Here is a 24425-nt window from a genome sequence, read left to right as displayed (position 1 = left end):
ACCGCTCACTCGGGGCCCCCCTTGCCGGCTGTCGTGAACGCCTGGGGGTACAGCCGCTCGTAGTCGTCGCGCTGGCGAAGGACCTCCCGGACGTAGCGCCGAGTCTCCGGGAACCCGATCGCGTCCACGATGCGGGTCTCCTCGGCCGAGGCCCTCGCCGCCTCGCTGCGCCAACGGTCGGCGTTGGACGGCCCGGCGTTGTAGGCGGCCAGGGCGGCCTCCACGTCGCCACCGTACCGTTCGACGAGCCGGCTCAGATAGCCCGTGCCGTACTCGATGTTCGTCTCGGGGTCCTTCAGGCGCTCGGGCGTGACCTCCTCGGGGGAGGTCCCCGGGTCGCGCAGCTCCTCCGCGGTGGCCGGCATCACCTGCATGAGCCCCACGGCACCGCGCTTGGAGACCCGTCCGGGGTCGAAACCGGACTCCACGTTGATCACCGCCGCGACGAGGTAGGGGTCCAGCCGGTACGAGTCCGCCGCGTCGGCGATCCTGCTCTCGTGTCGCAGGGGCCTGTACGCGCGCTGGACCCACTCCGGCCCGTTCAGCGCGAGAAGCGCCAGCGCTCCGAGGAGGATGGCCACCGCGACGAGAGCGACGCGGTGCGGCGCGAGCGGCCGCTCACGCGACATGGGGCACCACCTCCCTCGCCCAGAAGGCGGCGAGCTGCCCGTGCAGCTCGTCGGAGCCTCCGTCGTTGCGGATGACGCTGTCGGCGAGAGCGACGCGCTCCTCCTCGGTACCCTGACGTGCCAGGCGGCGCAGGGCGTCCGACTCCTCCATGCCCCGCGCCGTCAGGCGCGCGACCCGTACGCGGGGGTCGGCCTCCAGCGTCAGCACGTGGTCCGCCGACTCCGCGATCTCCGGCACCTCGGTGACCAGCGGGACCTCCAGGACGACCACCGCCGGTGGCTCGGGGAGCGCCGCCAGTGCGCCGAGCAGCCGCCGGACCTCGGCGGTGACGTGAGGATGCACGGCGGCGTTCAGGCGACGGGTCGCCTCGGCGTCGGCGAACGCGGCGGCGGCGAGAGCCGCGGTGCGCACGCGGCCGTCCCGGTCGAGGATCCCCCGCCCGAACTCGGCGACCACGGCTTCGTACGCCGGGCCCTTGGGCTCGATCATGTCCTTGGCGACGTCGTCGAGGTCGACGACGACAGCGCCGCGTTGCGAGAAGAAGCGGCCGGCTTCTGACTTGCCCGCTCCCGCCCCGCCTGTGAGCACCAATACGAACACGTCTACTCCCGTAGCTGACGATGCTCGGGGCCGGGCCCGCCTCTCAGCGCACCCGGCCCCGCTAGTTGACGATCCCCCGCAGCCGCCGACGCGGCGCCGCTCATTCCTCGGCGGGCTCCTCGGCGGCGGGCTCCTCCTCGGCGGCGGGCTCCTCGGCGGCGGTCGGCTCCTCCTCGGCGGCGGGCTCCTCGGCGGCGGGCTCCTCCTCGGCAGGTTCACCGAGATCCTCCTCGGCGAGGCCCATCGCCTCGGCGGCCGCGCGCATCGAAAGCGAGATACGGCGGCGGTCCAGGTCCACGTCCTGCACCTTCACCATCACCTCGGCGCCCACGGACGTGACCTGCTCGGGGGTCTCGACGTGGCCCTTGGCCATCTCGGAGATGTGCACCAGCCCCTCGACGCCGTCGCCGAGCTCCACGAACGCGCCGAACGGGACGAGCTTGGTGACGCGGCCCTTGATGAGCGACCCGATCGGGAACTTCTTGACGAGCTGCTTCCACGGGTCCTCGGTCGTCTGCTTCAGGCCCAGGGAGATGCGCTCGCGCTCGAGGTCCACGTCCAGCACCTGCACGTCGACCTTGTCTCCCACCGCCACGACCTCGCTGGGATGGTTGACGTGGCTCCACGACAGTTCCGAGATGTGCACGAGCCCGTCGATGCCGCCGAGGTCCACGAACGCGCCGAAGTCCACGATCGAAGAGACCGTGCCCGGCAGGATCATGCCCTTCTGCAGCTTGCCGAGGATCTCCTGGCGCTCGTGCTTGCGGCCCTCCTCCAACACGACGCGGCGCGACAGCACCACGTTGTTGCGGTTCCGGTCCATCTCGATGACCCGGGCCTCGAGTCGCGTGCCGGTGTAGACCGAGAGGTCCTTCACGCGGCGAAGGTCGACGAGCGAGGCGGGCAGGAAGCCGCGCAGGCCGATGTCGATGATGAGACCGCCCTTGACGACCTCGATGACCTCGCCCTCGACGGTCTCGCCGGAGTTGAACTTGGTCTCGATGTCCACCCACGCGCGCTCGTACTCGGCGCGCTTCTTGGAGAGGATGAGGCGGCCGTCCTTGTCCTCCTTCTGGAGGACGAGCGCCTCGATCCGGTCGCCGACCACGACGACGTCGCCGGGGTCCACGTCCTTGCGGATCGAGAGCTCGCGGGCGGGGATCACGCCCTCGGACTTGTAGCCGATGTCGAGCAGGACCTCGTCCCGCTCCACCTTGACGATCTCGCCGGTGACCAGATCCCCGTCGTCGAAGTCGGTGATGGTGCCGTCGATGAGCGCGTGCATCTCCTCGTCGGTGTACTCGCGCTCCTGCTCGATGATGCTGTCGGGAAACTCCACTGGGTCTTCGGCCCCTTCCGTATCGGGGCCCCTTCCGCATGTACTTCGCTCGGTCGATGGCTTTCCATACATGTGTCTGGGGGCCTGCATGCCTGGCCGCCCGCCGTCGCGGACAGTTGAACGAGTATCTTACCGCAGCACGACGTTCTCCGCCACGTGCACTACGTCCCGCAAGCACCGTGCCGCCGGGATGTAGGCGCACTGAAGGCCAGGTCCCGGGATGCTACGATGCCGGAGGACGTGCCGGCGGCGCCGGCGGACGACGGAGAGGGGTGGGTGGACATGCGTCACCGGAACCGGATCCTCGTGCTATCGCTGGCGACGCTGCTGGTCCTGTCCTCGGCGGGGTGCGCGAAGCTCGGCGAGAAGGCCGCGGAGAAAGCGGTCGAGAAGGCGACCGGCGTGAAGGTGGAGCAGGACGGCGATGCGGTCACGTACACGGGTAAGGACGGGGAGTCCGTCTCGTACTCCGCCGGCGGGGGCCTCCCGAAGGACTTCCCGGCCGGCTTCCCGGTCTACGACGGCGAGATAGGCGACAGCAGCACCATCGAGGTCGGCGAGGCTCGGCAGTTCACGTTCTGGATCAGGACCGCCGACGACCACGCGAAGGTCGTCGAGTGGTACAAGGCCGAGCTGGCCAAGACGGACTGGACGCTCGACAGCTCCTTCGACGGCGAGAGCGACGGCACCCGGAACACCGCCTTCAACCTCAGGCGCGGCACGGACGAGAACGGCGCGGTGTACGTCACCCGGGAGGCGGACAGCGGGCGCACCGACGTGAGCGTCCTGCTGGTCGTCAAGAAGTAGTTCCCGAGCCAGGGACGAGGCAGGGCGTGGGCGCGCTACTTCGCGCTCGCCCAATCCGGTCCCGAGGACACGTCGACGACCAGAGGGACCGCCAGGCTCGCCACGCCCGACATCGTGTCGCGGGCGAGCGCCCCCAAGCGCTCGACCTCGCCGGCGGGCGACTCGAAGACGAGCTCGTCGTGGACCTGGAGCACCATCCGGGACGCGAACCCCTCTTCGCGCAGCCGGCGGTCGACCTCGATCATCGCGAGCTTCATGACGTCGGCGGCGGTCCCCTGCATAGGGTGGTTCATGGCCGTGCGCTCGCCGAACGAGCGCAGGTTCCAGTTGGACGAGGCGAGTTCGGGGATGTGGCGCTTCCTGCCGAAGACGGTGGTCGCGTATCCGTCGCGATGCGCCTCGGCCACCACCCGGTCCAGGTACTCGCGCACCCTCGGGTATGCCGCGAAGTAGCGGTCGATCATCTCCTGCGCCTCGGCCCGCCCGACGCCGAGCGACTCCGAGAGGCCGTGCGCCGAGATGCCGTAGACGATCCCGAAGTTCACGGCCTTGGCGCGACGGCGTCCTTCGGCGTCGACGTCCTCCGGTGCGACGCCGAAGACGCGAGCGGCGGTGGCGGCGTGGAAGTCCGCGCCGGACGTGAACGCCTCGATCAGCCCCTGATCCTCGGAGAGGTGCGCGAGGATGCGCAACTCGATCTGCGAGTAGTCGGCTGTCACCATCAGGTCGCCCGGCACGGCGGGGACGAACGCCGCGCGGATCCGGCGCCCCAGCTCGGTGCGGATGGGGATGTTCTGCAGGTTCGGGTTGGACGAGGAGAGGCGGCCCGTGGCGGCGACCGTCTGGTTGAAGGTCGTGTGGAGCCGGCCGTCGCCGCCCAGCAGTCTCGGAAGAGCGTCGATGTAGGTCGACTTGAGCTTCGTGAGCTCGCGATACTCCAGCACGCGCGCGCAGACGGGGTAGGACGGCGCCAGCGCCTGCAGCACGCTCGAGTCGGTGGAGTACCCCGTCTTGGTGCGCTTCCCGACCGGTAGCTGAAGCTTCTCGAAGAGCACCTCGGCGAGCTGCTTGGGCGAGTCGGGGTTGAACTCGACCCCCGCGAGCGAGACGATCTCGTCGCGCAAGGCCCCGATGCGCCCGGCGAGCTCGGACGTCAGCGCGTCGAGCACCTCGCAGTCGATGCCCACGCCGACGTCCTCCATGCGCACGAGCACGGGCGCCAGCGGCATCTCGATGCGGTCGAACACCTCGGCCGAACCGTCACGCTCGAGCTTCTCGCGCAGCACCGGACGCAGCTCGGCCGCGGAGCGCGCCCGCGCCGCCGCGCGGCCGCCCGGGTCGCCGGGCTCGGGCAGACGCCTCCCGAGGTGCTCCTCGGTCAGGCGCGGCAGGTCGTAGGAGGGCCGGTTCGACTGCAGCAGGTAGGCGGCGACCCCGCAGTCGAACAGGCGCGGCGCGTCCACCTCCGCGGCCGCGACGCAGTCGTGGTCGTCGTCTCCGGGTGCGCAGGCGACGCGCAGCAGCCCCTTGACGTCGCCGCTCGCGGCGCGCCCCGACCGCACGAGCGCGACCGCCGCCGCCCGCGCGTCGCCCCCGGCGCACACCAGCGTCTCCTCGGCGTACGCCGCCGCCAGCGTCCGCTCGCCTGGGAAGAGCGTCTCGCCCGCTCCGTCGTCCAGCGCCGCCCCGACCCAGGAACCGGGCTCGGCCGCGAGCCGCTCCCGCAGCCGCCGCAGAGCCTCGGGGCCCCCGAGGACGGAGACCGGCGGCGGGCCGACCGAAGGCTCCGCAGCCGCCGGAGCCGGCGAGGGAGGTGCTCCGGCGGCCGCCTCCGCGCTGGCGAACACGCGGTCCACGAGCGTCGTGAAGGCGAAGCGGTTGAACGTCTCTAGGACTGCGCGCGGGTCCCAGTCCCCCCAGCGCACGGCGTTCAGGTCGACCTCGAGCGGAAGGTCCCGCCGGATCGTGGCGACCTCGCGGCTCGCGAGGGCCTCCTCTGCGTGCTCGCGCAGGTTCTCGCCGAGCTTGCCCTTGATCCCCGACGCCGCCTCGAGCACCGCTTCCAGCGAACCGTGCTCGCTCACGAGCCTCGCCGCGGTCTTCTCCCCCACGCCCGGCACGCCGGGGATGTTGTCGGAGGTGTCGCCCTTGAGTCCGAGGTAGTCGGGGATGCGCTCAGGCGGCACCCCGCAGCGCTCGATCACGCCCTCGCGGTCGTACACGACGATGTCGGTGATCCCCTTGCGCGTGCTCACGACGCTCACGTCGTCGTCCACGAGTTGCAGGGCGTCGCGGTCGCCGGTCACCAGCAGCGCATTCACGTCCTCGGCCTTCGCGCGCTCCGCGAGCGTGCCGAGTATGTCGTCGCCCTCCCACCCCTCGACCTCCAGGACGGGGACGCCGAGCGCGTCGAGGACCTCGCGCACCATCGGGAACTGCACGCGCAGCTCGTCGGCCATCGGCTTGCGGTGGACCTTGTAGCGCTCCATCACCTCCGTGCGGAACGCGGGCTTCCCGCGGTCGAACGCGACCACCACGCCGTCGGGCTTCAGGTCGCCCACCATCTTGACCAGCATCGAGACGAAGCCGAACACGGCGTTGGTGGGACGGCCGTCCGGCGCCGTCATCGTCGGCGGCAGAGCGTGGAACGCGCGGTGCACGAGGCTGTTGCCGTCGACGACCGCCACCGTTCGCTTCGGCATCCTGAGGGCCTTTCGGGTACCGTGGGAAGGACCATCCGATTCTACCCGAGGGGAGCGCCGTGGGCTTCTTCAACCGGGCGGCGCCGCTGTTCGGGCGGTTCGCGGACAGATGGGACGCCGAGGACATCGCGCGGGTCGTCCGCTGGCTGGCGCCCTACGTCGGCCCCGACGGGCGGATCCTCGACCTCGGCGGCGGCACCGGCGCCCTGGCCGCGAAGCTCGCCGACGCGTTCAGGCGTCCCGTGGTCGTTCTCGATCCCACACCCGAGATGCTCGCCTACCTCCCCGACCGCCCCGACGTGACCGGTGTGAGGGGCATCGCGGAGGACATGCCGTTGAGATGTGCGACTTCTGGCGGCGTCACGGCGTGCGCGGCGAATGCGCCGAGGAGAGCCGCATCACCTACCGCTTCGTGGGGACGGTGATGCAAGGGGTGTCGCGCGCGTAGGGCGGCGGCACGAGCGCGGCGAGGCCGTCAGCCGCGCCAGAGGTACCCGACGTTGCGGACCGTCTCCAGCCGGCGCGACAGCTCGCCGCCTATCTTCGAGCGGACGCGCCGCACGTGGACGTCGACCGTGCGCGAGCCGCCGTAGTACTCCGAGCCCCACACGCGGCGCAACAGCATCTCCCGGCTGTACGCCCGGTTCGGGTGCGTCACGAGGAACGAGAACAAGGCGTACTCCAGGTACGTGAAGTCGATGGGCCCGGTACCCAGGTACGCCTGGTAGGTGGCCAGGTTCAGCGTCAGCTCGTCCACGCGCACGAGCTCCTGGTCGGTCGCCTCCTCGCCGGGCCACATCAGCGCTCGCACCCGGGCAGCGAGCTCGTCCGAGGAGCCGCCTCTCACCATGAAGTCGCCCGCCATGCGCACGGGCAGCCGCAAGGTCCCCAACGCGTTCCGCTCGACCAGGATCAGCAGCCTCAGGTCGCCGCCCGACGCCGCCGCGTGCTCGACGACCTGCAACAGCGGCTCCGGCGAGGTGTCCCGTCCACGACCGCGAGGTCCGTCTCGCCCGCGGCCAGCGCGGAGGCGAGGCCGACCAGGGGGACCTGACCGAGCTGCACGTCCAGCGCGTCGAGGGACCGGGCGACCCAGGCCCTGGTGTGGGCGTCGTCGGAGGCGACGAGCACGCGTCTCATGTGCACGATCCTCGCGCCTCCCCGGGTCGGTGTGAAGAGCGGACACCGGGCGGTCCGACTCCCGCCCGGTGTCGCGCAACGCGACTCCTGCGGAGCCCCGCACCCGCCGTCCGCTCTACAGGACGGAGAGGTACTTGTCCTGCTCCCAAGGCGAGACGTAGGACACGTACTCGGCCCACTCGGCCTTCTTGTTGCGCACGAAGAACTCGTGGATGTGCTCGCCCAGGACCTCCTTCATCAGCTCGCTGTGCTCGAACAGCTCGATGGCCTCGCCGAGGTTCTTCGGCAGCGTCTTGATGCCGGCGGCGTCCAGCTCGTCCTCGGTCATCCTGAAGACGTTGTTCGTGGCCTCGGGCATGAGCTCCAAGCCCTCTTCGATGCCCTTGAGCCCGGCTCCGAGCATCGCGGCGAAGGCGAGGTACGGGTTGGCCGAGGGGTCGGGTGAGCGCAACTCGACGCGGGTCGCGGCCTCCTTGCCGGGCTTGTACATCGGGACGCGCACCATCGCCGAGCGGTTGCGGCGCGCCCAGGTGACGTAGGTGGGGGCCTCGTAGCCGGGCACCAGGCGCTTGTACGAGTTCACGAACTGGTTGGTCACCGCGCAGAACTCCGGGGCGTACTCGAGAAGACCGGCGATGTAGTGCTTGCCGACGGTCGAGAGGTTGTAGCCCTCGGGATCGTCCGGGTCGAAGAACGCGTTGCCGGCCTCGCTGAAGAGCGACTGGTGCGTGTGCATCCCCGAGCCGTTCCGGCCCTGGATGGGCTTGGGCATGAACGTGGCGTACACGCCGTTGGCCATGGCGATCTCCTTGACGGTCAGGCGGTACGTCATCACGTTGTCGGCCATGCTGAGCGCATCGGCGTAGCGCAGGTCGATCTCGTGCTGGCTGGGCGCGACCTCGTGGTGGCTGTACTCCACCGGGATGCCGAGCTTCTCGAGCGTGAGCACCGTTTCGCGCCGAAGGTCGCTCGCGACGTCGAGCGGCGTGAGGTCGAAGTAGCCGCCCTGGTCGAGCACGTCGGTGCCGCACGAGTCCGCGAAGTAGAAGAACTCCAGCTCGGGGCCGACGTACATCGTGTAGCCCATGTCGCCGGCCTTGGCCAGCACGCGCTTCAGCGCGTAGCGCGGGTCCCCCTCGAACGGTGCGCCGTCGGGATTCGTGATGTCGCAGAACATGCGGGCCACGCCGTCCTCCGTGGGCCTCCACGGCAGGACCTGGAAGGTCTCGGGGTTCGGGAAGGCGACCATGTCGGATTCCTGGATGCGCGTGAGGCCGTCGATCGACGAGCCGTCGAAGCCCATGCCCTCCTCGAACGCGCCTTCGAGCTCGGTGTCGGTCACCGCGAAGCTCTTCAGGAAGCCGAGCACGTCGGTGAACCAGAAGCGGATGAAGCGGACCCCGCGCTCCTCCACCGTCTTGAGCACGTAGTCCTTGTCGAACTTGGGCGTCATCACGATCCTCCTTCAGCTGCGCCACGGCCCTCCACGGGGCCTGGTCGTACCTGCGGGCGAAGACTCTCGAGGTGAGGATACCGGCCGATTGTTTCGCCTGCGTTTCGCATCGTCGGAGCCCGATTCGCCTCCCTTTCCGGGTACGTACGGCCCGACGGCCGTCGGCTGGTCGGAGGTCTGCATGCGAGCGACGAGGGACCCGGCGGGGATGCTGATGATGGAGCACCGGCTGATCGAGCGCGTGGTGCGCGACATGAGCCGCACCGAGGAGAGGATCCGGACGGCGCGCGAGCTCTCGCCCGCCTACGTGTCGACCGTGGCCGACTTCATGCGTACCTACGCCGACGCCTGCCACCACGGCAAGGAGGAGGACATCCTGTTCGAGAGCCTCTCGGGCAGGGCGCTCGAGCCGGATCACGCCAAGGCGATGGACCGGCTCGTACGGGAGCACGAATGGGCGCGTGGCGCGACCACGCGGCTGCACGAGGCGGGCGAGCGCTACGCCGACGGCGACACCGGGGTGCTCGGCGACATCGCCCGCGGGCTGCGGGCGCTGGCGCAGTTCTACCCTCGGCACATCCACGAGAAGTACGGCCGCGTGGCCGAGGCGCTGGAGGAGGCGGCCCTCGTCGAGGCGCGCTGACGGGCTCGTCACGGCGGCCCGTCCTCAGTACGCGTACAGCTTGCCGTAGGGCCGGTGGCTCACGGGGACCAGCTTGGTGAACGGCGCGTCCAGCACCTCGGCGACGTCCTCGCCCAGCGCCGCGCAGTACTCCTCGAGCACCGGCCCGAGTTCGGACATGTCCCCGTCGTCGGCGGCGAACACGCCGACCTCCTTGCCGCACTGCCACGCCTCGACCTCGCCTCGCAGGTAGATCACGCCGCCGTGCATGCCGGTCCCGACGTAGCAGCCGACCGGGGGGCCCGCGAACCGCGAGCGCATCCCCAGCAGCACCAGCATGCCGCCGGCCATGTACTCGCCGAAGAAGTCGCGCGCCTTGCCACCGCAGACCACGACCGGCCTCAGGCCCTCATACGCCTTCATATGGATGCCGACCCGGTAGCCCACGTCGCCGCCGACGAACACCGAACCTCCGCGCATGCCGTAGCCCAGCACGTCGCCCGCGTCGCCGTGCACGATCACGGTGCCCGCGTTCATGGTGTTGCCGATACCGTCCTGAGCGTTCCCGAAGACCTCCACCGTCGGCCCGTTCATGAACATCGCCGTGTCGTTCCCCGCCGTGCCGCGCACCTCGATCCGCACGCCCTTGGCGCCGATGCCCGCGCCGATGTAGCGCTGGCCGTTGACGTTCTCGACGACGACGTGTCCGGCGCCCTCGGCGACTGCGGCGCGCACCGCCTCGTTGAGCTGCTTGTAGTACACGCCCGACGCGTCGATCGCCGCGCGCCCGCCCTCGACCCTCACGCTCGGGACGACCTCCCGGTAACCCTGGAAGAGACCGGCGCTCACCGCTGACTCAGGCATCTCGCGTCCTCCTCACATCCCGACCGGTCTGACGCCGAGGACCTTGTTCATCTGCTCGTCGAGCCCGATGGAGCGCAGCCGCTCGCGGCTCCCGCGGAGCGACTCCACGGCGTTCACGCCCAGCGCGCCGAGGATCTCCTGCAGCTCGTGGCTCCAGGCGTTCACGAGGTTCGTCAGCCGCTCCGCGCCCCACTCGGGGTCCAGGCGGCGCGTCAGCTCGGGCTTCTGCGTGGTCAGGCCCCAGGAGCACGACCCGGTGTGGCACCCCTGGCACAGGTGGCAGCCCAGCGCCATCAGCGTGGCGCTGCCGATCGCCACGACATCCGCGCCCAGCGCGATCGCCTTGGCCATGTCCGCCGAGGACCGGATGGAGCCGGCCGCCACGATCGAGGCGTGATTGCGGATCCCCTCGTCGCGCAGGCGCTGGTCGACGACCGCGACGGCGACCTCGACGGGGATGCCGATGTGGTCCCGGATGACGGCCGGCGCCGCGCCGGTGCCGCCACGGAAACCGTCGAGGTAGACGTAGTCGGCGCCGGCGTGCACGATGCCGCTGGCGATGGCCGCCACGTTGTGCACGGCCGCGATCTTCACGCCCACGGGCTTGTATCCGGTCGCCTCCTTGAGGGCGTAGATGAGCTGCCGAAGGTCCTCGATGGAGTAGATGTCGTGGTGCGGCGCGGGCGAGATCGCGTCGGAGCCCTGCGGGATCATGCGCGTGGAGGAGACCTCCCTGTCGATCTTCTCGCCGGGCAGGTGCCCGCCGATGCCGGGCTTGGCGCCCTGGCCGATCTTGATCTCCATGGCCGCCCCGCGATCCAGGTACTCGGGGTCGACGCCGAACCGCCCCGACGCCACCTGCACGATGACGTTCTCCGCGTACGGATACAGGTCGGCGTGCAGCCCGCCCTCGCCGGTGTTCATCAGGATGCCGAGTCTGCCAGCCGCCATCGCCAGCGACTTGTGCACGTTGAGCGAGACCGAACCGTAGCTCATCGGCGAGAAGACGATCGGGACGGCGAGCTCGATGTTGTTGCACATCCCGCCGCCCTCGGCGAGCTTGAGCCCGCCCTCGCCGTCGGTCTCGACCCGCACGGAGTCCGGCTTGCGGCCGAGGTACGTCCTCAGCTCCATGGGTTCGCGGAGCGGGTCGATGGACGGGTTCGTCACCTGGCACGCGTCCAGCACGAGGTGGTCGAAGATCTTCGTGTAGGGCTTGTCGTTGCCCATGCCGGTCAGCAGGACGCCGCCCGTCTCGGCCTGGCGCCACACGGACTTCCGAAGAGCCGGCGACCAGTTGTCGCTGTCACGGAAGGCCAGCTCGCTCTTGGCGACGGTGATGCAGTGCGCCGGGCAGTACGTCACGCAGCGGTGGCACGCCCGGCACTTGGAGTCGTCGGGGATCGGGCGCTCGTTGAACGAGTAGACGCCCCAGCCGCACTGCTGCACGCAGCGCCCGCACTTGTGGCACTTGTCGTAGTCGATCTTGACCTTGAACTCCGGCTGGATGAAGGTGCTCGGCACCTAGACCACCTCCACGGTCTCGCACGATCCCTCCATGCCGGTCACGGCGCAGGAGATCTCGTCGGCGGAGAGGTGCAGGTCGCCGTGGATCGGCCAGTCCATCCCCGCTACGCGGGCGACGACCGGCTCGCCGGCCTTCGGCGCCCAGACCTCGTCGGGACCGTCCAGCACGGCGCGGATCGCGCTCTCCTCGGAGGCCACCATCACCACGGGGCCGGCCTTGGCCGCGACGAGCGGACGGAGCTTGATGCGGTCGTTGAGGGCGACCATGCCGCCGTTGAAGCCCAGCACGATCGCGAAGGGTCCGTTCAGCATGCCCGAGCCGTACACTGCGCGCAGCGAGCGCATGACCTCGCGTTCCTCGGCCGGCATCCTGTCGATCTCGCTCCACAACGGGCTGGCCAGCGCCTTGCAGGCCAGGCCGAGCGGCAGCTTGTGGCGGCGCAGCATGAGGTCGAAGAGGTACGCCGCGACCTCGGTGTCGGTGCCGAGCGTGCACTTGTAGCCGAACTGCTCGAGGTAGCGGCTGTTGATGCCGTAGCTGGAGATCTCCCCGTTGTGGACGATCGACCAGTCCAGCAGCGTGAAGGGGTGCGCGCCGCCCCACCAGCCCGGCGTGTTCGTCGGGAACCGGTTGTGGCCGACCCAGGTGTGGCCGGCGTACTCGTCGAGACGGAAGAAGTGCCCGATCTCCTCGGGGAAGCCCACGCCCTTGAACGCGCCCATGTTCTTGCCCGAGGAGGCTACGAACGCCCCGTCCACCGACGAGTTGATGAGCATGACGGTGTGCACGACGAAGTCCTCCGGGCTCATCTCGGAGGCCTCGAGCTTGTGCGGGTCGGGGGTCAGGAAGTAGCGCCACAGCAGCGGCGCGTCCGTGACGCCCTTCGTCGCGCGCGTGGGCATCGGTTCGGCGAGGTCGACGAGGAAGTACCGGTCGAAGGCGGCCTCGGCGTCCTCCTTGCCCCGGACGTCGTGGTACATCATGTGGAAGCAGAAGTGCTCGGGGAACTCGGGGTAGATGCCGTAACCGGCGAACCCGCCGCCCAGGCCGTTGCCCCGGTCGTGCTGCACCGCGATGGAGCGCAGTGCGACCTCACCGCCCATCAGCTCACCCGAGGTGTCGCAGATGCCCATCAGCCCGCAACCGCCATGGATCTTGAAGGACGCCTCCTCGCGGTAGCGCGGCCGGCCCTCCTCGTTCAGCAACGGCCCGGTCGTCTCGCTCATCGCTCTTCCTCCGGCTCGTTCGACAGCAGGCGGGCCACCGCGTCGCCGCCGGTCGGCGGGAGCGGGTCGAGCCCGAGCTTCCTTCGGGCGGACTCCTTGGGCTTGCCCAGCACGCCGGCCTCGAGGAACTGCCTGTAGGCCGCCGAGACCGGGTCGGGTCCGCTGCCCGCGCTCATCGCGAGCTCCTTGAGCTTGCGGAACGTCCCGGCCATGCCGATCCTGGAGTGGCACAGCTCCTGGCACGTGTAGCACTCGAGGCACTTCCAGAGCCCGCCGCCGGCGATCACGTCGTCGAGGTGACCCCGCACGAGGTCTCCGACGATCTCGGTAGGCTGGAAGGAGGGGTCGACCTTGCAGACCGGGCAGTCGTCCTTGCACGCCTGGCAGGCGTAGCACCTGCCGAGCAGCGACACGTCGAAGAAGGCCTCGAGGCGCACCCTGTCGGCCTGGCGGTCACCCCACTTCTCGAGGAAGGGCTCAACCGACACGCGATGCATGTCCAGCCCCAGCTCCTCGGGCTCGTGCCCCATCGAGAGCGCGACGAGCTCGGAGAGGTAGAGGACCGGGACGTTCACGTCCTCCTTGGCGCGCTGCAGGGCCGCCTGGTTCAGGTCGAACTGCTGGAAGCAGCTCGGGCAGACGACCACCAGCGCGTCGGCCTCCTCGCGCTGGACGTCGGTGAGCTTGCGGCGGGCGAAAGCCAGCGAGCTCTCCCGCTCGCCCATGCGGTCCAGCGCGCCGCCGCAGCACTGCATCCTGGTCGGGTAGTCCACCACCCGGGCGCCCAGCGCGGTGACGAGCTCCTCGACCTTCCGGGGGTGCAGCGGGTCGTCCCAGCGCACGGCGGGCTGGGGGCGCAGCAGGTGGCAGCCGTGGTGTACCGCGATGCGCAGGCCCCACAGCGGGCGGGTGATCCTCGAGGCGACCACGCCGGTCCCGATCCCGTCGGTCAGCCACTCGGCGAAGTGGGTCACCTTCAGGCGCCCGTCGTAGCGAAGGTCCTCCGCCGACAAGCGGTCGTTGATCGCGTCACGCTCGCGCCAGTGGGTGATGAGGTGGCTGGAGACCTCCTTGAAGGTGGAGTAGCACCCGTTGCACGGCGTCACCACGTCCAGGCCCGCCTTCTCGACGATCGCGAGGTTCCGGGCCGCGGCCGTGTAGAACGCGCGCTCGCTGCTCGGCTTGACCAGCACGCCCTCGGGGCAGCAGGTATGGCCCTCGAGCTCGCGCACGCGTACGCCCATGTCGCCGAGGACGAGCCGCGTCGACTTCTCGATGAAGGGGAAGCGCGCCGGTATGGTGCAGCCCCAGAAGACCGCGAGATCGTTCATGTCGCCTCCGGGATCGGTGCGTCCGGCGGGCGACCGAACGGAAACGCCCGCCGCCGGCCCCTGTCGGGTCCGGATGCGAGCGCCGTTGCTCACGTGTGTCGCGGCACGACGGCGTGCCGCTCGGATACCGAGTTTAGCACGGGAGAACGTACCCGGGAAGGGGCGGGTTCACGCGCGGGAGACACGCCCGAAACGCGCGGCGAGGCGGTCGTCGTTCCGCCGGGTGTTGGAGGAACGCCCTTACAGGGAACCTAGGCGGGGTCGGCGGCGACCCTCGGAGGTGACGGCCGTGACGACCGACGGCGTGTGCACCATCGGGCAGTTCTCGGACATCCACTGCGGGGACGGCCGGTTCGACGCGGGCCTCATGGAGCGGCTCATCCACGACCTGAACCGCGACTGCCCCGACCTGGTCGCCTGCCCCGGCGACCTCACCGAGAAGGGCTACCCCGACCAGTTCGAGCTCGCCAAGAGCTACATCGACCGCGTCGAATGCACCGAGAAGGTGGTCATCCCCGGCAACCACGACAGCCGCAACGTCGGCTACGTGTTCTTCGACCGCATCTTCGGCCAGAAGTTCTACTCCCGCGACTTCCCCTTCCCGGCCGGCGGTGACCCCGGCCCGACGCGCATGCGCGTGGTCTGCGCGGACTCGAGCAAGCCGGACCTGAACGAAGGCGAGATCGGCCGAGACCGTTACGGATGGCTCCGGGAGCAGTTCGCGGGCGACGACGCGTACAAGGTCTTCGTCGTACACCATCACCTCGTGCCCGTGCCCGGGACGGGGCGCGAGCGCAACATCGCGTGGGACGCGGGCGACATCCTGGAGATCCTGATGGAGGCGGGGGTGGACCTCGTGCTCGCGGGGCACAAGCACGTGCCGCACGTGTGGCCGATTGCGGGGATGCTGGCCGTCACCAGCGGCACGGCCACCTCCTGGCGCACGCGCGGCGTGACCCAGCCGTCCTACAACCTCATCCGCATCCGCGAGGACAGCGTGGAGGTGGAGGTGCGCCACACGGCCGACGAGCGGCGCGTCCGCCAGGTCTTCGCGCGCACGCCCGAGCAGCGCATCGGGCACGTGCTCACCCAGAGCGAGAAGCCCGACCCGGGCTACATCGGCGCCCTTCGGTGACCTCCCGTCCGGCGCGGGGGGCGCTCGAGCCCGGACCCTTCCGGTGATTGGGTAAAGACCCTTCTCGACGCGGGAGGGACGAGGGGGGGTCCTGTGAACGGGGAGGACAGCGCACGCCGGCGTCGCAGGGCCCTAGGCGCCCTCGTCGGCCTCGTCGTCCTCGCGGTGCTCGTGCTCTACGTCCTCATCGTGCGGTCCCCCCAGGAGAGCGCCTTCCTGCGCCGGAACATCGAGTGCCTGCGCTGTCACCCGGAGGTTCTCGCCGACTTCTCCGACGACGTGCTGCACGCGCCCTTCGCCGAGGAGCATTGCGGCTCGTGCCACCGCCCGCACGCGGCCATGGGGGTACTGCGCTCGACACCCGGCGACTTCGGCGCGTGGGAGCGTCTGCGGTCCTGGCTGCAGCGCGTGCGGCTGCAGATCGTGTGGTACGTGCTCTCCGGTCCGCCGCTGGTCCCCGACGAGGCCGCGCCGCCGCCCTCGGAGTCGACGTCGACAGTGACCTACCGAGAGGGTGGCCTCCGCGTCTCCTCCGAACTGCTGTGCTGGTCGTGCCACCCCGACCAGGCCCCTCGGCTCGCGCTGTCCGTCAAGCACCCGCCGTTCGAGGAGGGCGGTTGCACCTCGTGCCACCGCCCGCACTCCTCCCCGAACCGGGTGCTGCTCAGGGCCGACGAGCGCACCCTGTGCGTGTCGTGCCATCACGTCGCGGCCGACCTGGCCTCGCGGCAGGTGCACCAGCCCTTCGGGGAGGGCCCCTGCACCCGCTGCCACGAGCCCCACGCCTCGGCCTTCGCCGGCATGCTCGCCACCGAGCAGCGCCGGCTGTGCCTGGGGTGCCACGAGGAGGTGGCCCGCCTCGACGGCTCGGCGGTGCGGCACGACCCCTTCGTCTCGGGCTGCGCCGGTTGCCATCGCCCGCACGCGGCCGACTTCCGTCCCCTGCTCGTGGATCGCACCCCGCAGCTGTGCTACGGATGCCACGACGGGGTGCGGCTGGAGTTCGCCTCGGAGAGCCGGCACCCGTTGGGCACGAGCGTGACCTGCCCGGATTGCCACGAGCCCCACGCGAGCGGCTTCGACGGCCTGCTGCCGGTCCAGCACCGCTCGCTGTGCTTCGGCTGTCATCCGGCGACGTTCGCCGAGCTCGGATCGCCGGTGCTGCACGACGTGTTCGTGACCGACGACTGCGCGACCTCCTGCCACGTGCCGCACGGCTCGGACGCCGGGCCCCTGCTCGCCGAGGCGCCCCCCCCGCTGTGCTACCGCTGTCACCCCGGCGTCTCCGAGGACTTCGAGCTGCCGGTACGCCATCCGGTCGGCGAGCGGATCTCCTGCCCCGACTGTCACAGGGCCCACGCCGCGCCGGCGAGCGGACTGCTGCCCGTGGCGCAACCGGAGTTCTGCTTCCGCTGTCACGGGGAGACGCGAGCGGAGACGGGCCTGCGGGTGCGCCATCGCCCCTTCGGCTCCGACCCGTGCACCCGCAGCTGCCACGAGCCGCATGCCTCCGTGCACGCCGGCATGCTGACCGCCGAGGAGCGCTCGCTGTGCTTCCGCTGCCACACCGGCATCGCCGCCGAGGACGCGGCCCCGGTCCGGCACGAACCCTTCGCGGTGCGATGCACCCGGTGCCACCGCCCGCATGCGGCCGAGGTGAGACGGCTGCTCGCGGAGCGCGCCCCGGCTCTCTGCTACCGGTGCCACGACGGGGTGCGGCTCGAGTTCGCCTCGACGAGCCGGCACCCCCTCGGCGTCGCGGTCAGCTGTGCCGACTGCCACGACCCGCACGCGAGCCGCTTCAGCGGCCTCCTCCCGAGGGCGCACCGCGCCCTGTGCTTCGGCTGCCACCCCTCGACCCTGGCGGAGCTGGGGCTGCCGGTCCGGCACCGGGCGTTCGTGACCGACGACTGCGCGAGGTCCTGCCACGTGCCGCACGGCTCGGACGCCGTCCCGCTCCTGGCCGACGCGCCGCCGCCGCTGTGCTACCGCTGTCACCCCGGCGTCTCGGAGGAGTTCGCGCTGCAGAGCAGGCACCCCGTCGGGAACAGGATGACCTGCGCGAACTGCCACCGTGCTCATGCCGCGACCGAGCCCGCGCTGCTGCCCGTCGCGCAGCGCAGCCTGTGCTTCCGCTGCCACCCCGGCACGCTCGGCGAGCTTACGCTCCCCGTGCGCCACACCCCCTTCGCCGACGACTCGTGCGCCTCACGCTGCCACACGCCGCACGGCTCGGACGCCGGGCCGCTGCTTCGCGCCGCCCAACCGCCGCTGTGCTACCGGTGCCACGGCGGGGTGCGCGCCGAGTTCCAGCGGACCAGCCGGCATCCGGTGAGCGCCCGCTTCCCCTGTACACGGTGTCACCAGGCGCATGCCGGCCGGTTCCAGCGGCTGGTCCGGGGGGAGGGCGACGACTTCTGCCTCCGGTGCCACGACGAGGTGGATGCGACGGTGTTCCGAGAGTCCTCGCACCGGGACCAGCGCTGCGCGGGGTGCCACGTGCCTCACGGCTCGGACGCGTCGCCGCTGCTGACCGACTTCAACCCCGAGCTCTGCATCCGCTGCCATCCCCGGAACGGCGCCACCTACGAGGCGCCGGTGGACGGTCTGGTGAGCCACCCCACCCGCCCCTCAGCGTGGGACGAGTACTCCAACAAGCCCCTCACCTGCAGCTCGACCTGCCACAATCCCCACGGCAGCCGCAACAACCACATGCTCCGCGTCCCGTACTTCGAGCGCGGCTTCGGCATGGACCACATCTGCCTGCTGTGCCACCCCGGCGTGGGGGTCGACTTCTGAGGGGCGGACCTCCCGGTCCCGCGACCTCCGGTCCCGTGACTGTGCGTCCGTCGCCCGCCTATGCCCCGCGCACGACGGCGCGCTCACCCGCCGCCTCGCGCACGGCGTGGGCCGCGGCCGATTCGTCGGCGTGCATCTGGGCGAGCCGGTCGGCGAACGCGTCGAGCTCACCCAGGGCCTCCTCCGGCTCGCCGGAGAGCGCGAGCGCGTCGATACCCAGGGCGCTCCAGCGCTGGCCGAGGCCCCGGTAGGTGGCCGCGAGCTCGAGCACGGCCCGCTCGCCCATCACGGCGGATGCCTCCTCGAGGAAGTCCGCGTACATCGGCCGGAAAGCTCCGCCACCGGTGCCCAGCTCGATCCATCGGTGCGTCCAACACAGGGCGGCCGACAGTCGGGCGGGGGTGTCGAACACCTTCCGCCAGGCCTTGGTCTCCACCCGGCTGGACATCATGCGCGACCACTTGAGCAGGGCGGGCAGACCGGCATTGGGCCGCAGCGGTTCCAGCAGGCTCGCCGCGCAGTCGGCGAGCGCGTCCTGGATCGCCTCCGCGGGGTTGTGCGGGGGCTCGCCCCGCGAGATCAGCCTGACGCGGTGGTGCGTCGAGCGCACCGCCGCCCGCGCCGCGGCGAACTCCCGGCGCGGCACCCGGCACGGGGTCGGCCCCAGGTCGTCCAGCACGACGTCGGCGTCGTCGACCCCGACGACGGCCACCACGTGCGGAACGTACTCGAGGTCCATCGGCACCGGGCTGCACGGCAGCATCCCCCAGTCCGCCGTCACGACCGGCGGCCTCCCCTCCTCGAGCGCCTGGCCGAGCTCGCGGTCGGCCTTGGCGCGGCTGGAGGTCTCGCGCGTCTCGGCAGCCGCTCCGGCGCGCGAGCACATGTCCTCGACGAACGCCGTGTCGAACCCTTCCCAGCCGAAGCGGCGGAAGCCCACGCCGAGCATGGGGTTGGGCAAGTGCTCGTAGTCGAACACCCAGTACGCGAAGCCCAACCCGCCGCCCAGGCCGAAGAGCATCTCCTCGGTGTAGGGCTCGCCGGTGTGCGGCGCGGTCACCCCGAGATACCGCAGCACGTTGGCGACGGAGGCGGACTCGCCGTGCCTTCCGCCGAAACGGTCGTAACCCCGCAGCACGGGCAAGCGCGTCTCCTCTCGGCGAACGGGGGTCGCGAACGGTAGGGAGTACTTACCACCGCGCGAGTCGCCGTTATCGCCGACGAGCGGCCGAAGAGCGGCCGGCGAAGGCCGTGCGGCGGCCTGATCGAGAGCCGCCGGGGACCGGCCGCTATCCCTCCTCGGCCTCCGAGGCGAGCAGGACCGCCTCGGCGACCTGCCGCAGCGTGAGTCGCTTGTCCATCGCCAGCCGCCGGAGGCGCCGGAACGCCTCGGGCTCGCTCAGACCGCGCTCCATCAGCACGCCCTTGGCCCGGTCGAGCGCCTTGCGCGTCTCGAGCCGCTCGGCCAGGTCGGAGACCTGCTCCTCGAGCTCGCGTGCCTCGGCGAAGCGCGAGACGGCGACGTGCAGCGCCGGGATGACGTCCTTCTTCTCGAAAGGCTTGACGACGTAGGCCATGGCACCGGCCTCCGCGGCCGAGCGCACCACCTCCGCCTGCGAGAAGGCTGTGACCATCACCACCGCTGCCGGACAGCGCTCCCCGATCGCCCGGGCCGCGTCGAGGCCGTCGGTGCCGGGCATCTTCACGTCCATGAACACGGCGTCGGGGGCGAGATCGCAGGCCAGCGCGACGGCCTCGGCGCCGTCGCGCGCCTCGCCGACCACCTCGTGGCCCTCCTCCTCTAGCATCTCGCGCAGGTCCATGCGGATGAGCGCCTCGTCCTCGGCGATCAGTATCCTCACGCGCCCTCCCTCTCGCCCTCGTCGACGGGGACGCGGATGGTGACGGTCGTGCCGCGGCCGCGACCGAAGGACAGCGTGCCGCGCAGGTCGTCCTCCACCACGGTGCGCACGATCGCCAGCCCGAGGTTGGACGCCGAGGCGATGTCGAAGCCCTCGGGAAGGCCGCGGCCGGTGTCGCGCACCACGAGGTGCAACTCGGCGGGCAGGCGACGCATCGAAACCGTCACCTCGCCGCTCGTGCCCGCCAGGCCGTGCTCGATCGCGTTGTGCACGAGCTCGGCCGTGACCAGCGCGAGCGAGGTCGCCACGGCCGCCGGCACCTTGCCCGAGGAGCCCTCCACGGCGACGCGGACGTCCTCCGCCGTGCCTGAGAGGCCTCGCCCGACCATGTCGACCACGGTGCGCGCCGCGTCCGCGAAGTCCACGCGCTCCTCGGTGGACCCCGCGAGCATCTCGTGCACCACCGCCATCGAGCTCACGCGCTCGACCGCCTCTCGCAAGGCCCGCGACGCCTCGTCGCTGCCGGAGCGGCGCGCCTGGATGCGCAGGAGCGACGCGATCGTCTGCAGGTTGTTCTTCACGCGGTGGTGCACCTCGCGGATGGTCGCCTCCTTGACCTTGATCTCGGCCTCGCGCCGCTTGGCCTCCGTGACGTCCTCGACCAGCACGAGCGCGCCACGCGGCAGCGCCAGGGTGCGGTAACTGAGCACGCGGGCGGCCGTTGCGACCTCGGTGGCGAGCGCGCCCCCGGAGCCGAGGACGGGGGCGACGGCCTGCGCGCCGCCCGGCAGCCCCTCGGCGGACAGCCCCGTCACCGGTCCGTCCACCCCCGCGAGGCGCATGATGTTGACCGCGTTCGGGCTCGCGTAGCGCACCTGCCCCCGCTCGTCGAGCGTGAGCACGCCGTCCCCCGCCACCCGGTGGGTGATGAACGGCTCGCCGTTGGCGAGGTCGCGCAGCGGCCCGTCCCGCAGCACGCCGAGGAGCACCTCGGCCGCGTCCATGAACACGCGCTCCATCTTGCCCGGCGCCTCGACGACCTGCTCGGTGAGGTCGCGCAGGACGACGGCGTAGGGCGGGTCGCCGACGGGGTAGGCCTCGGTCGCGTACCTCATGCCGCGCGTGGTGCGGCGGCGGACGCCGATCACCGGCCCGGCCGCGGCCAGCGCCTCGAACGCCTCCGGCTCGTCGTCGGCCGTCAGCCGGCGGCCCACTCGGCTGGTCGCCACCGCCGGGACGGCCGTCATCGGGCGCGCCTCGGCCAGCACGCGAAGCGCGCCGCCCGCCTCCACGCCGCCTTCGCCTCCACCCCGTGCTCCGGCCTCATCCTCGGCCAGCGCGAGCGAGACCGTGCCGTAACCGAGGTCGGCCAGCAGCTGCAGGTTGCGCGCGACGTTGGCGAGGTGCTCGCGCGTCCCGGCGGGCGTGTCGGCCGGCAGGTCCAGCGTGAGAGGGGGTCGTGTGCTCATGCGCCCATTGTATGCCGAGGACCGGCGCGGACGCGCGCGGCTGTTCCGCGTGGTCAGATCCCGTTAAGACGACGGTCAGACCTCTACCCTACGCTGCCGCCGTATGCTCTCCGGCCGCGCGCCTCCCCGGGTCGCGGCCGTCCGAGCGGGCGAGCCACGCCGCCCGCCTGCGGGAGCGGTCGGACGAACCGGAGAGAGAGGGGCACGCGCATGGATGGGAGCCCGACACGCAGGATGCGATGGGCGGTGGCGCTGCTCGGCGTGTACGTCGCCGCGCAGGCGCTCGCACCGGCGGCCGCCGCGGAGAACGGCCCCCGAGCGGAGGGGCCCGCGCCGCGGGTGGTCGCGGGACTGCCGGTGGGGTCGGGCCCGGGGCGGCTCGGCGTCGAGGAGGGTCCGGAGGAGGCCTGGGGGGTGTCCGCGTTCGCGGTCGCGCCCGACGGCGCCTTCTGGATCGTGGACGGGGTCAACGGCAAGGTCGTGACGCTGGGTGCCGACGGCGCTCTCACGGGCGAGCTTCCCGTGCCGTCGCCGCTCGTCGCGCCCGAGGACATCGCGGTGACGGAGGAGGCGCTGTACCTGATGGACGTCGCCGCGCAGCCCGCCCTCGTCGTCAGGCTCGGCCTCGACGGCGAGCCGGAGGAGTCCTGGGAGGTGCCGGACGAGTACTCCGCCCAGGCGGTCACCGGGATCGCCGTACAGGACCACCCCGGCGTCGGCGACGACGTCTACCTCGAGCTCGACGGCAGCTGGCACGTCCCGCTCCTGGAGCGCGGACGCGCGGTCCCTGCCCGCAGACCGCCGCTCGTGCGCAGCGGCAGCCGCGTGGACGTCGCAGCGTCGGACGCCCCGGCGTTCGGCCTCCGCACCCGCCGGGCGGGCGCACGGCTCGTCTCCGTCGACTGGGAAGGCGACCACGCCGGCGTCGTGCGCGTGTTCGAGCGCGGGCGCAGGACGCGCCGTCTGCAGGTGAGGACCGAGGGGGTCCTCGGCAGACTGAAGCCGCTGGACACCGACGCCGACGGCGTGGAGTACGTGCTCGTCGACGAGATCGCCGAGGACGGCTCGTGGTCGGCTTCGTACGTCCAGGCGTTCGACGGCGACGCTCCATGCGGCGTCTTCCGGCTCCCCGCCGAGCGCTTCGCGACGCACCCGGTCCACGGGGTGCGCGTCAGCGCGGCGGGTGAGGTGTTCTGCCTGGTGCCTGGCGCGGAGCGCGTCACGATCGAGCGGCTTGCCGAGGAGCCGGCGCCCGACGCCGGCACGGAGGCGGCGGCTCCGGCGGACCGGTGCGCCGTCGACGTGGACCGGGCCGGCGCGGACGCGGGCTCGGAGCACGCGGACGCGTCGCGGGTGTACGCCGCCGGGTGGTTGAGCAGGGCGTGGCGCACGGCCGGGGAGAGACTGCTGCCCGAACCGGCGTTCGCCATCTGGACGCGCCTCGACGCTAACGACCGTGCGTGGGCCTACGTCGGCGACAGATGGTACTGCAGCTCCGCGAACTACACGCGCTCCTGCGGCGACCACCGGCCGGCCTACATCACGGCGCCGGGCAAGACATACTCCTCGGTCCCGTACTGCTGGGGCGGCTTCGACCTGCCGACCACGTTCAACCGGGCGATGAAGGACGGCAAGGACGCCGGCGACGTGAACACCTCGGGCACGAGCAAGCGCTCCTGCACCGCCGGCGTGGACTGCTCGGGCTTCGTCTCCCGGCTATGGGGGCTCGGGACGAAGCAGAGCACCACCACGCTCAAGAACTTCTCCTACCCCATCTCCAGGACCAGCATGAAGTGCGCGGACCTCTACCTGCGGCCGGGCAGCCACGCGATCGCCTTCCGCTACTTCACGAGCACGAAGGACTCAGCCGTGTGGGAGTCGACCACGTCCAGCAGCAAGGACCGGGTGGTCGCATGGACGCGTACCGCCAAGTGGCTGAGCGACTACGGCTACGAGACGCGGCGCTACCGTAACTGGTGAAGGGCCCTGGGATGAGGGGTGGACGATGAGAGGGAGAAGCGTGTTCCGCGCCGGGCTCCTGCTGGCCGTCGCGGCCTCGGCGCTGTTGCTGCAGGCGTCCTGCGCGACGCGAGGGGGTGCCGGAGGCGACGGGAGCGGACGGGGGACCGGCGCGGGCGAGGTGCCGGAACGCTACGCCGACTGGACGGTGGTGTACTCGACCGGCGACAACGAGGTGTTCTCCGCCAGGCTGGACGGCAGCGGACCCAGACGGCTGTTCGCAGCGGGGGGTGAGATCGACTGGTCGCTGCTGTTGCGCCCCGTCGGGGAGCTCTCCGAGGTCCTGTACGAGCGCATCCGCGACGGCCGCCTGGAACTGATGTCGTTCTCCGCCGAGACCGGCGAGGTCACGTCACTGGCCTGCGACATCGGCGACGTGGTCGCCGTGACCGACGGCCGGGCGTACTACATCGCTTCCGGGGACGGTGACGAGGACGCGCTATGGGAGCGGGACCTGCGTTCCGGCGAGGCACGCCCCGTTCCCACCAAGGGCGCGGTGTCCGGGCTGGGGTCCGCGGAGGCCAGCGGACCGCCGCTCTTCTCCGTCGCCCGCTCCGATCCTCGGGTCGACCCGGTCGACCAGGACCTGTATATCATCGAGGGAGGACGACCCGTGAAGATCGCCTCCGCGCCTGCGCGCCACGGGTTCGGCCCTGCCTTCTCCCTCCCCGCAGGAGTGCTCTTCGTCGTGAGCGAGCAGGGAGGCGAGGAGCACGGCAGCGTCCGGTTCTGGTCGCGCACGACCGGTGAGACCGCCGAACTCGCGCGGCACGCGCGGATCCTCGATGCGTCGGAGCACGGAGGCATCCTGCTCGAGGAGCCTCTGGCCGGGAACGGCGTCCGCACCTCGGAAGGCGCACGAGCCGAGGGGAGCCGGATCGTATGGTTCGACTCCCCCC

Annotated in this window: 21 protein-coding genes; 7 read left to right on the top strand and 14 right to left on the bottom strand. The window is 71.2% G+C overall.

Features of this window, described 5'->3' with window-relative positions:
- Positions 1–5: 5 nt before the first annotated feature.
- From IBX62_04800 to rpsA, 3 genes are all read right to left on the bottom strand, one after another.
- A complete protein-coding gene (locus tag IBX62_04800) occupies positions 6–629 on the bottom strand; it encodes a lytic transglycosylase domain-containing protein (protein ID MBE0476402.1) in 624 nt (207 codons plus the stop codon).
- A complete protein-coding gene (locus IBX62_04795; GenBank protein ID MBE0476401.1) occupies positions 619–1230 on the bottom strand; it encodes a dephospho-CoA kinase in 612 nt (203 codons plus the stop codon). Before IBX62_04795 ends, IBX62_04800 begins: the two co-directional genes overlap by 11 nt.
- 100 nt (positions 1231–1330) lie before the next feature.
- Entirely contained in the window at positions 1331–2641 is a 1311-nt protein-coding gene (gene rpsA, locus IBX62_04790) for a 30S ribosomal protein S1 (GenBank protein MBE0476400.1), read from the bottom strand.
- Positions 2642–2797: 156 nt separating this feature from the next.
- On the opposite strand from rpsA, the gene IBX62_04785 reads away from it, so the two are divergent.
- On the top strand, positions 2798–3376 hold the full coding sequence (locus IBX62_04785) for a hypothetical protein (protein MBE0476399.1): 579 nt from the start codon (positions 2798–2800) through the stop codon (positions 3374–3376).
- Positions 3377–3411: 35 nt separating this feature from the next.
- On the opposite strand, the gene polA is transcribed toward IBX62_04785, so the two are convergent.
- A complete protein-coding gene (gene polA, locus IBX62_04780; GenBank protein MBE0476398.1) occupies positions 3412–6078 on the bottom strand; it encodes a DNA polymerase I in 2667 nt (888 codons plus the stop codon).
- A 59-nt stretch (positions 6079–6137) separates the two neighbouring features.
- Here polA and IBX62_04775 point away from each other — a divergent pair, with 59 nt between their 5' ends.
- Entirely contained in the window at positions 6138–6503 is a 366-nt protein-coding gene (locus IBX62_04775) for a methyltransferase domain-containing protein (protein MBE0476397.1), read from the top strand.
- Between the two features lie 50 nt (positions 6504–6553).
- Here IBX62_04775 and IBX62_04770 read toward each other — a convergent pair whose 3' ends face one another.
- The 3 genes from IBX62_04770 to IBX62_04760 form a co-directional block, all read right to left on the bottom strand.
- On the bottom strand, positions 6554–6943 hold the full coding sequence (locus IBX62_04770; GenBank protein ID MBE0476396.1) for a response regulator transcription factor: 390 nt from the start codon (positions 6941–6943) through the stop codon (positions 6554–6556).
- A gap of 56 nt (positions 6944–6999) precedes the next feature.
- Entirely contained in the window at positions 7000–7224 is a 225-nt protein-coding gene (locus tag IBX62_04765) for a hypothetical protein (GenBank protein MBE0476395.1), read from the bottom strand.
- A gap of 109 nt (positions 7225–7333) precedes the next feature.
- On the bottom strand, positions 7334–8671 hold the full coding sequence (locus IBX62_04760; protein MBE0476394.1) for a glutamine synthetase: 1338 nt from the start codon (positions 8669–8671) through the stop codon (positions 7334–7336).
- A 181-nt stretch (positions 8672–8852) separates the two neighbouring features.
- Between IBX62_04760 and IBX62_04755 the strand changes: the two genes are divergently transcribed.
- Entirely contained in the window at positions 8853–9314 is a 462-nt protein-coding gene (locus IBX62_04755; protein MBE0476393.1) for a hemerythrin domain-containing protein, read from the top strand.
- Positions 9315–9338: 24 nt separating this feature from the next.
- On the opposite strand, the gene IBX62_04750 is transcribed toward IBX62_04755, so the two are convergent.
- The 4 genes from IBX62_04750 to IBX62_04735 all read right to left on the bottom strand — a co-directional run bounded on the left by IBX62_04750 (position 9339) and on the right by IBX62_04735 (position 14242).
- On the bottom strand, positions 9339–10157 hold the full coding sequence (locus IBX62_04750; GenBank protein ID MBE0476392.1) for a hypothetical protein: 819 nt from the start codon (positions 10155–10157) through the stop codon (positions 9339–9341).
- A 12-nt stretch (positions 10158–10169) separates the two neighbouring features.
- Positions 10170–11681, bottom strand: a complete 1512-nt coding sequence (locus IBX62_04745) for an alpha-hydroxy-acid oxidizing protein (GenBank protein ID MBE0476391.1) — start codon at positions 11679–11681, stop codon at positions 10170–10172.
- Complete coding sequence (locus IBX62_04740) at positions 11682–12818, bottom strand: glutamine amidotransferase family protein (GenBank protein ID MBE0476390.1); 1137 nt, start codon at positions 12816–12818, stop codon at positions 11682–11684.
- An 89-nt stretch (positions 12819–12907) separates the two neighbouring features.
- A complete protein-coding gene (locus IBX62_04735) occupies positions 12908–14242 on the bottom strand; it encodes a hypothetical protein (GenBank protein MBE0476389.1) in 1335 nt (444 codons plus the stop codon).
- 289 nt (positions 14243–14531) lie between these two features.
- Here IBX62_04735 and IBX62_04730 point away from each other — a divergent pair, with 289 nt between their 5' ends.
- A complete protein-coding gene (locus IBX62_04730) occupies positions 14532–15377 on the top strand; it encodes a metallophosphoesterase (protein ID MBE0476388.1) in 846 nt (281 codons plus the stop codon).
- Positions 15378–15470: 93 nt separating this feature from the next.
- Positions 15471–18176, top strand: a complete 2706-nt coding sequence (locus IBX62_04725) for a hypothetical protein (GenBank protein MBE0476387.1) — start codon at positions 15471–15473, stop codon at positions 18174–18176.
- A gap of 58 nt (positions 18177–18234) precedes the next feature.
- Here IBX62_04725 and IBX62_04720 read toward each other — a convergent pair whose 3' ends face one another.
- The 3 genes from IBX62_04720 to IBX62_04710 all read right to left on the bottom strand — a co-directional run bounded on the left by IBX62_04720 (position 18235) and on the right by IBX62_04710 (position 21507).
- Positions 18235–19320 carry a DUF4872 domain-containing protein gene (locus IBX62_04720; GenBank protein ID MBE0476386.1) on the bottom strand — a complete coding sequence of 362 codons (1086 nt, stop codon included), beginning with the start codon at positions 19318–19320 and terminating at the stop codon, positions 18235–18237.
- 145 nt (positions 19321–19465) lie between these two features.
- Positions 19466–19999, bottom strand: a complete 534-nt coding sequence (locus IBX62_04715) for a response regulator (GenBank protein ID MBE0476385.1) — start codon at positions 19997–19999, stop codon at positions 19466–19468.
- A 35-nt stretch (positions 20000–20034) separates the two neighbouring features.
- Complete coding sequence (locus IBX62_04710) at positions 20035–21507, bottom strand: histidine kinase N-terminal domain-containing protein (protein MBE0476384.1); 1473 nt, start codon at positions 21505–21507, stop codon at positions 20035–20037.
- A gap of 210 nt (positions 21508–21717) precedes the next feature.
- Between IBX62_04710 and IBX62_04705 the strand changes: the two genes are divergently transcribed.
- Complete coding sequence (locus tag IBX62_04705; protein MBE0476383.1) at positions 21718–23487, top strand: hypothetical protein; 1770 nt, start codon at positions 21718–21720, stop codon at positions 23485–23487.
- Between the two features lie 25 nt (positions 23488–23512).
- On the top strand, positions 23513–24425 hold a 913-nt coding region (locus IBX62_04700; GenBank protein MBE0476382.1), incomplete at its 3' end, for a hypothetical protein.

Source organism: Coriobacteriia bacterium (genome assembly GCA_014859305.1).
GTDB lineage: Bacteria > Actinomycetota > Coriobacteriia > Anaerosomatales > Kmv31 > Kmv31.
The sequence above is the reverse complement of the archived record's forward strand: the minus strand, read 5'-3'. Positions and strand labels throughout refer to the sequence as shown.

Excerpts from the sequence above, each read along its gene's own strand:
- IBX62_04800 (MBE0476402.1), bottom strand. The coding sequence starts at position 629 with ATGTCGCGTGAGCGGCCGCTCGCGCCGCACCGCGTCGCTCTCGTCGCG.
- rpsA (MBE0476400.1), bottom strand. The coding sequence starts at position 2,641 with ATGTATGGAAAGCCATCGACCGAGCGAAGTACATGCGGAAGGGGCCCC.
- IBX62_04785 (MBE0476399.1), top strand. The coding sequence starts at position 2,798 with ATGCCGGAGGACGTGCCGGCGGCGCCGGCGGACGACGGAGAGGGGTGG.
- polA (MBE0476398.1), bottom strand. The coding sequence starts at position 6,078 with ATGCCGAAGCGAACGGTGGCGGTCGTCGACGGCAACAGCCTCGTGCAC.
- IBX62_04770 (MBE0476396.1), bottom strand. The coding sequence starts at position 6,943 with ATGGCGGGCGACTTCATGGTGAGAGGCGGCTCCTCGGACGAGCTCGCT.
- IBX62_04760 (MBE0476394.1), bottom strand. The coding sequence starts at position 8,671 with ATGACGCCCAAGTTCGACAAGGACTACGTGCTCAAGACGGTGGAGGAG.
- IBX62_04755 (MBE0476393.1), top strand. The coding sequence starts at position 8,853 with ATGCGAGCGACGAGGGACCCGGCGGGGATGCTGATGATGGAGCACCGG.
- IBX62_04750 (MBE0476392.1), bottom strand. The coding sequence starts at position 10,157 with ATGCCTGAGTCAGCGGTGAGCGCCGGTCTCTTCCAGGGTTACCGGGAG.
- IBX62_04740 (MBE0476390.1), bottom strand. The coding sequence starts at position 12,818 with ATGGGCATCTGCGACACCTCGGGTGAGCTGATGGGCGGTGAGGTCGCA.
- IBX62_04735 (MBE0476389.1), bottom strand. The coding sequence starts at position 14,242 with ATGAACGATCTCGCGGTCTTCTGGGGCTGCACCATACCGGCGCGCTTC.
- IBX62_04715 (MBE0476385.1), bottom strand. The coding sequence starts at position 19,999 with ATGGACCTGCGCGAGATGCTAGAGGAGGAGGGCCACGAGGTGGTCGGC.
- IBX62_04710 (MBE0476384.1), bottom strand. The coding sequence starts at position 21,507 with ATGAGCACACGACCCCCTCTCACGCTGGACCTGCCGGCCGACACGCCC.
- IBX62_04705 (MBE0476383.1), top strand. The coding sequence starts at position 21,718 with ATGGATGGGAGCCCGACACGCAGGATGCGATGGGCGGTGGCGCTGCTC.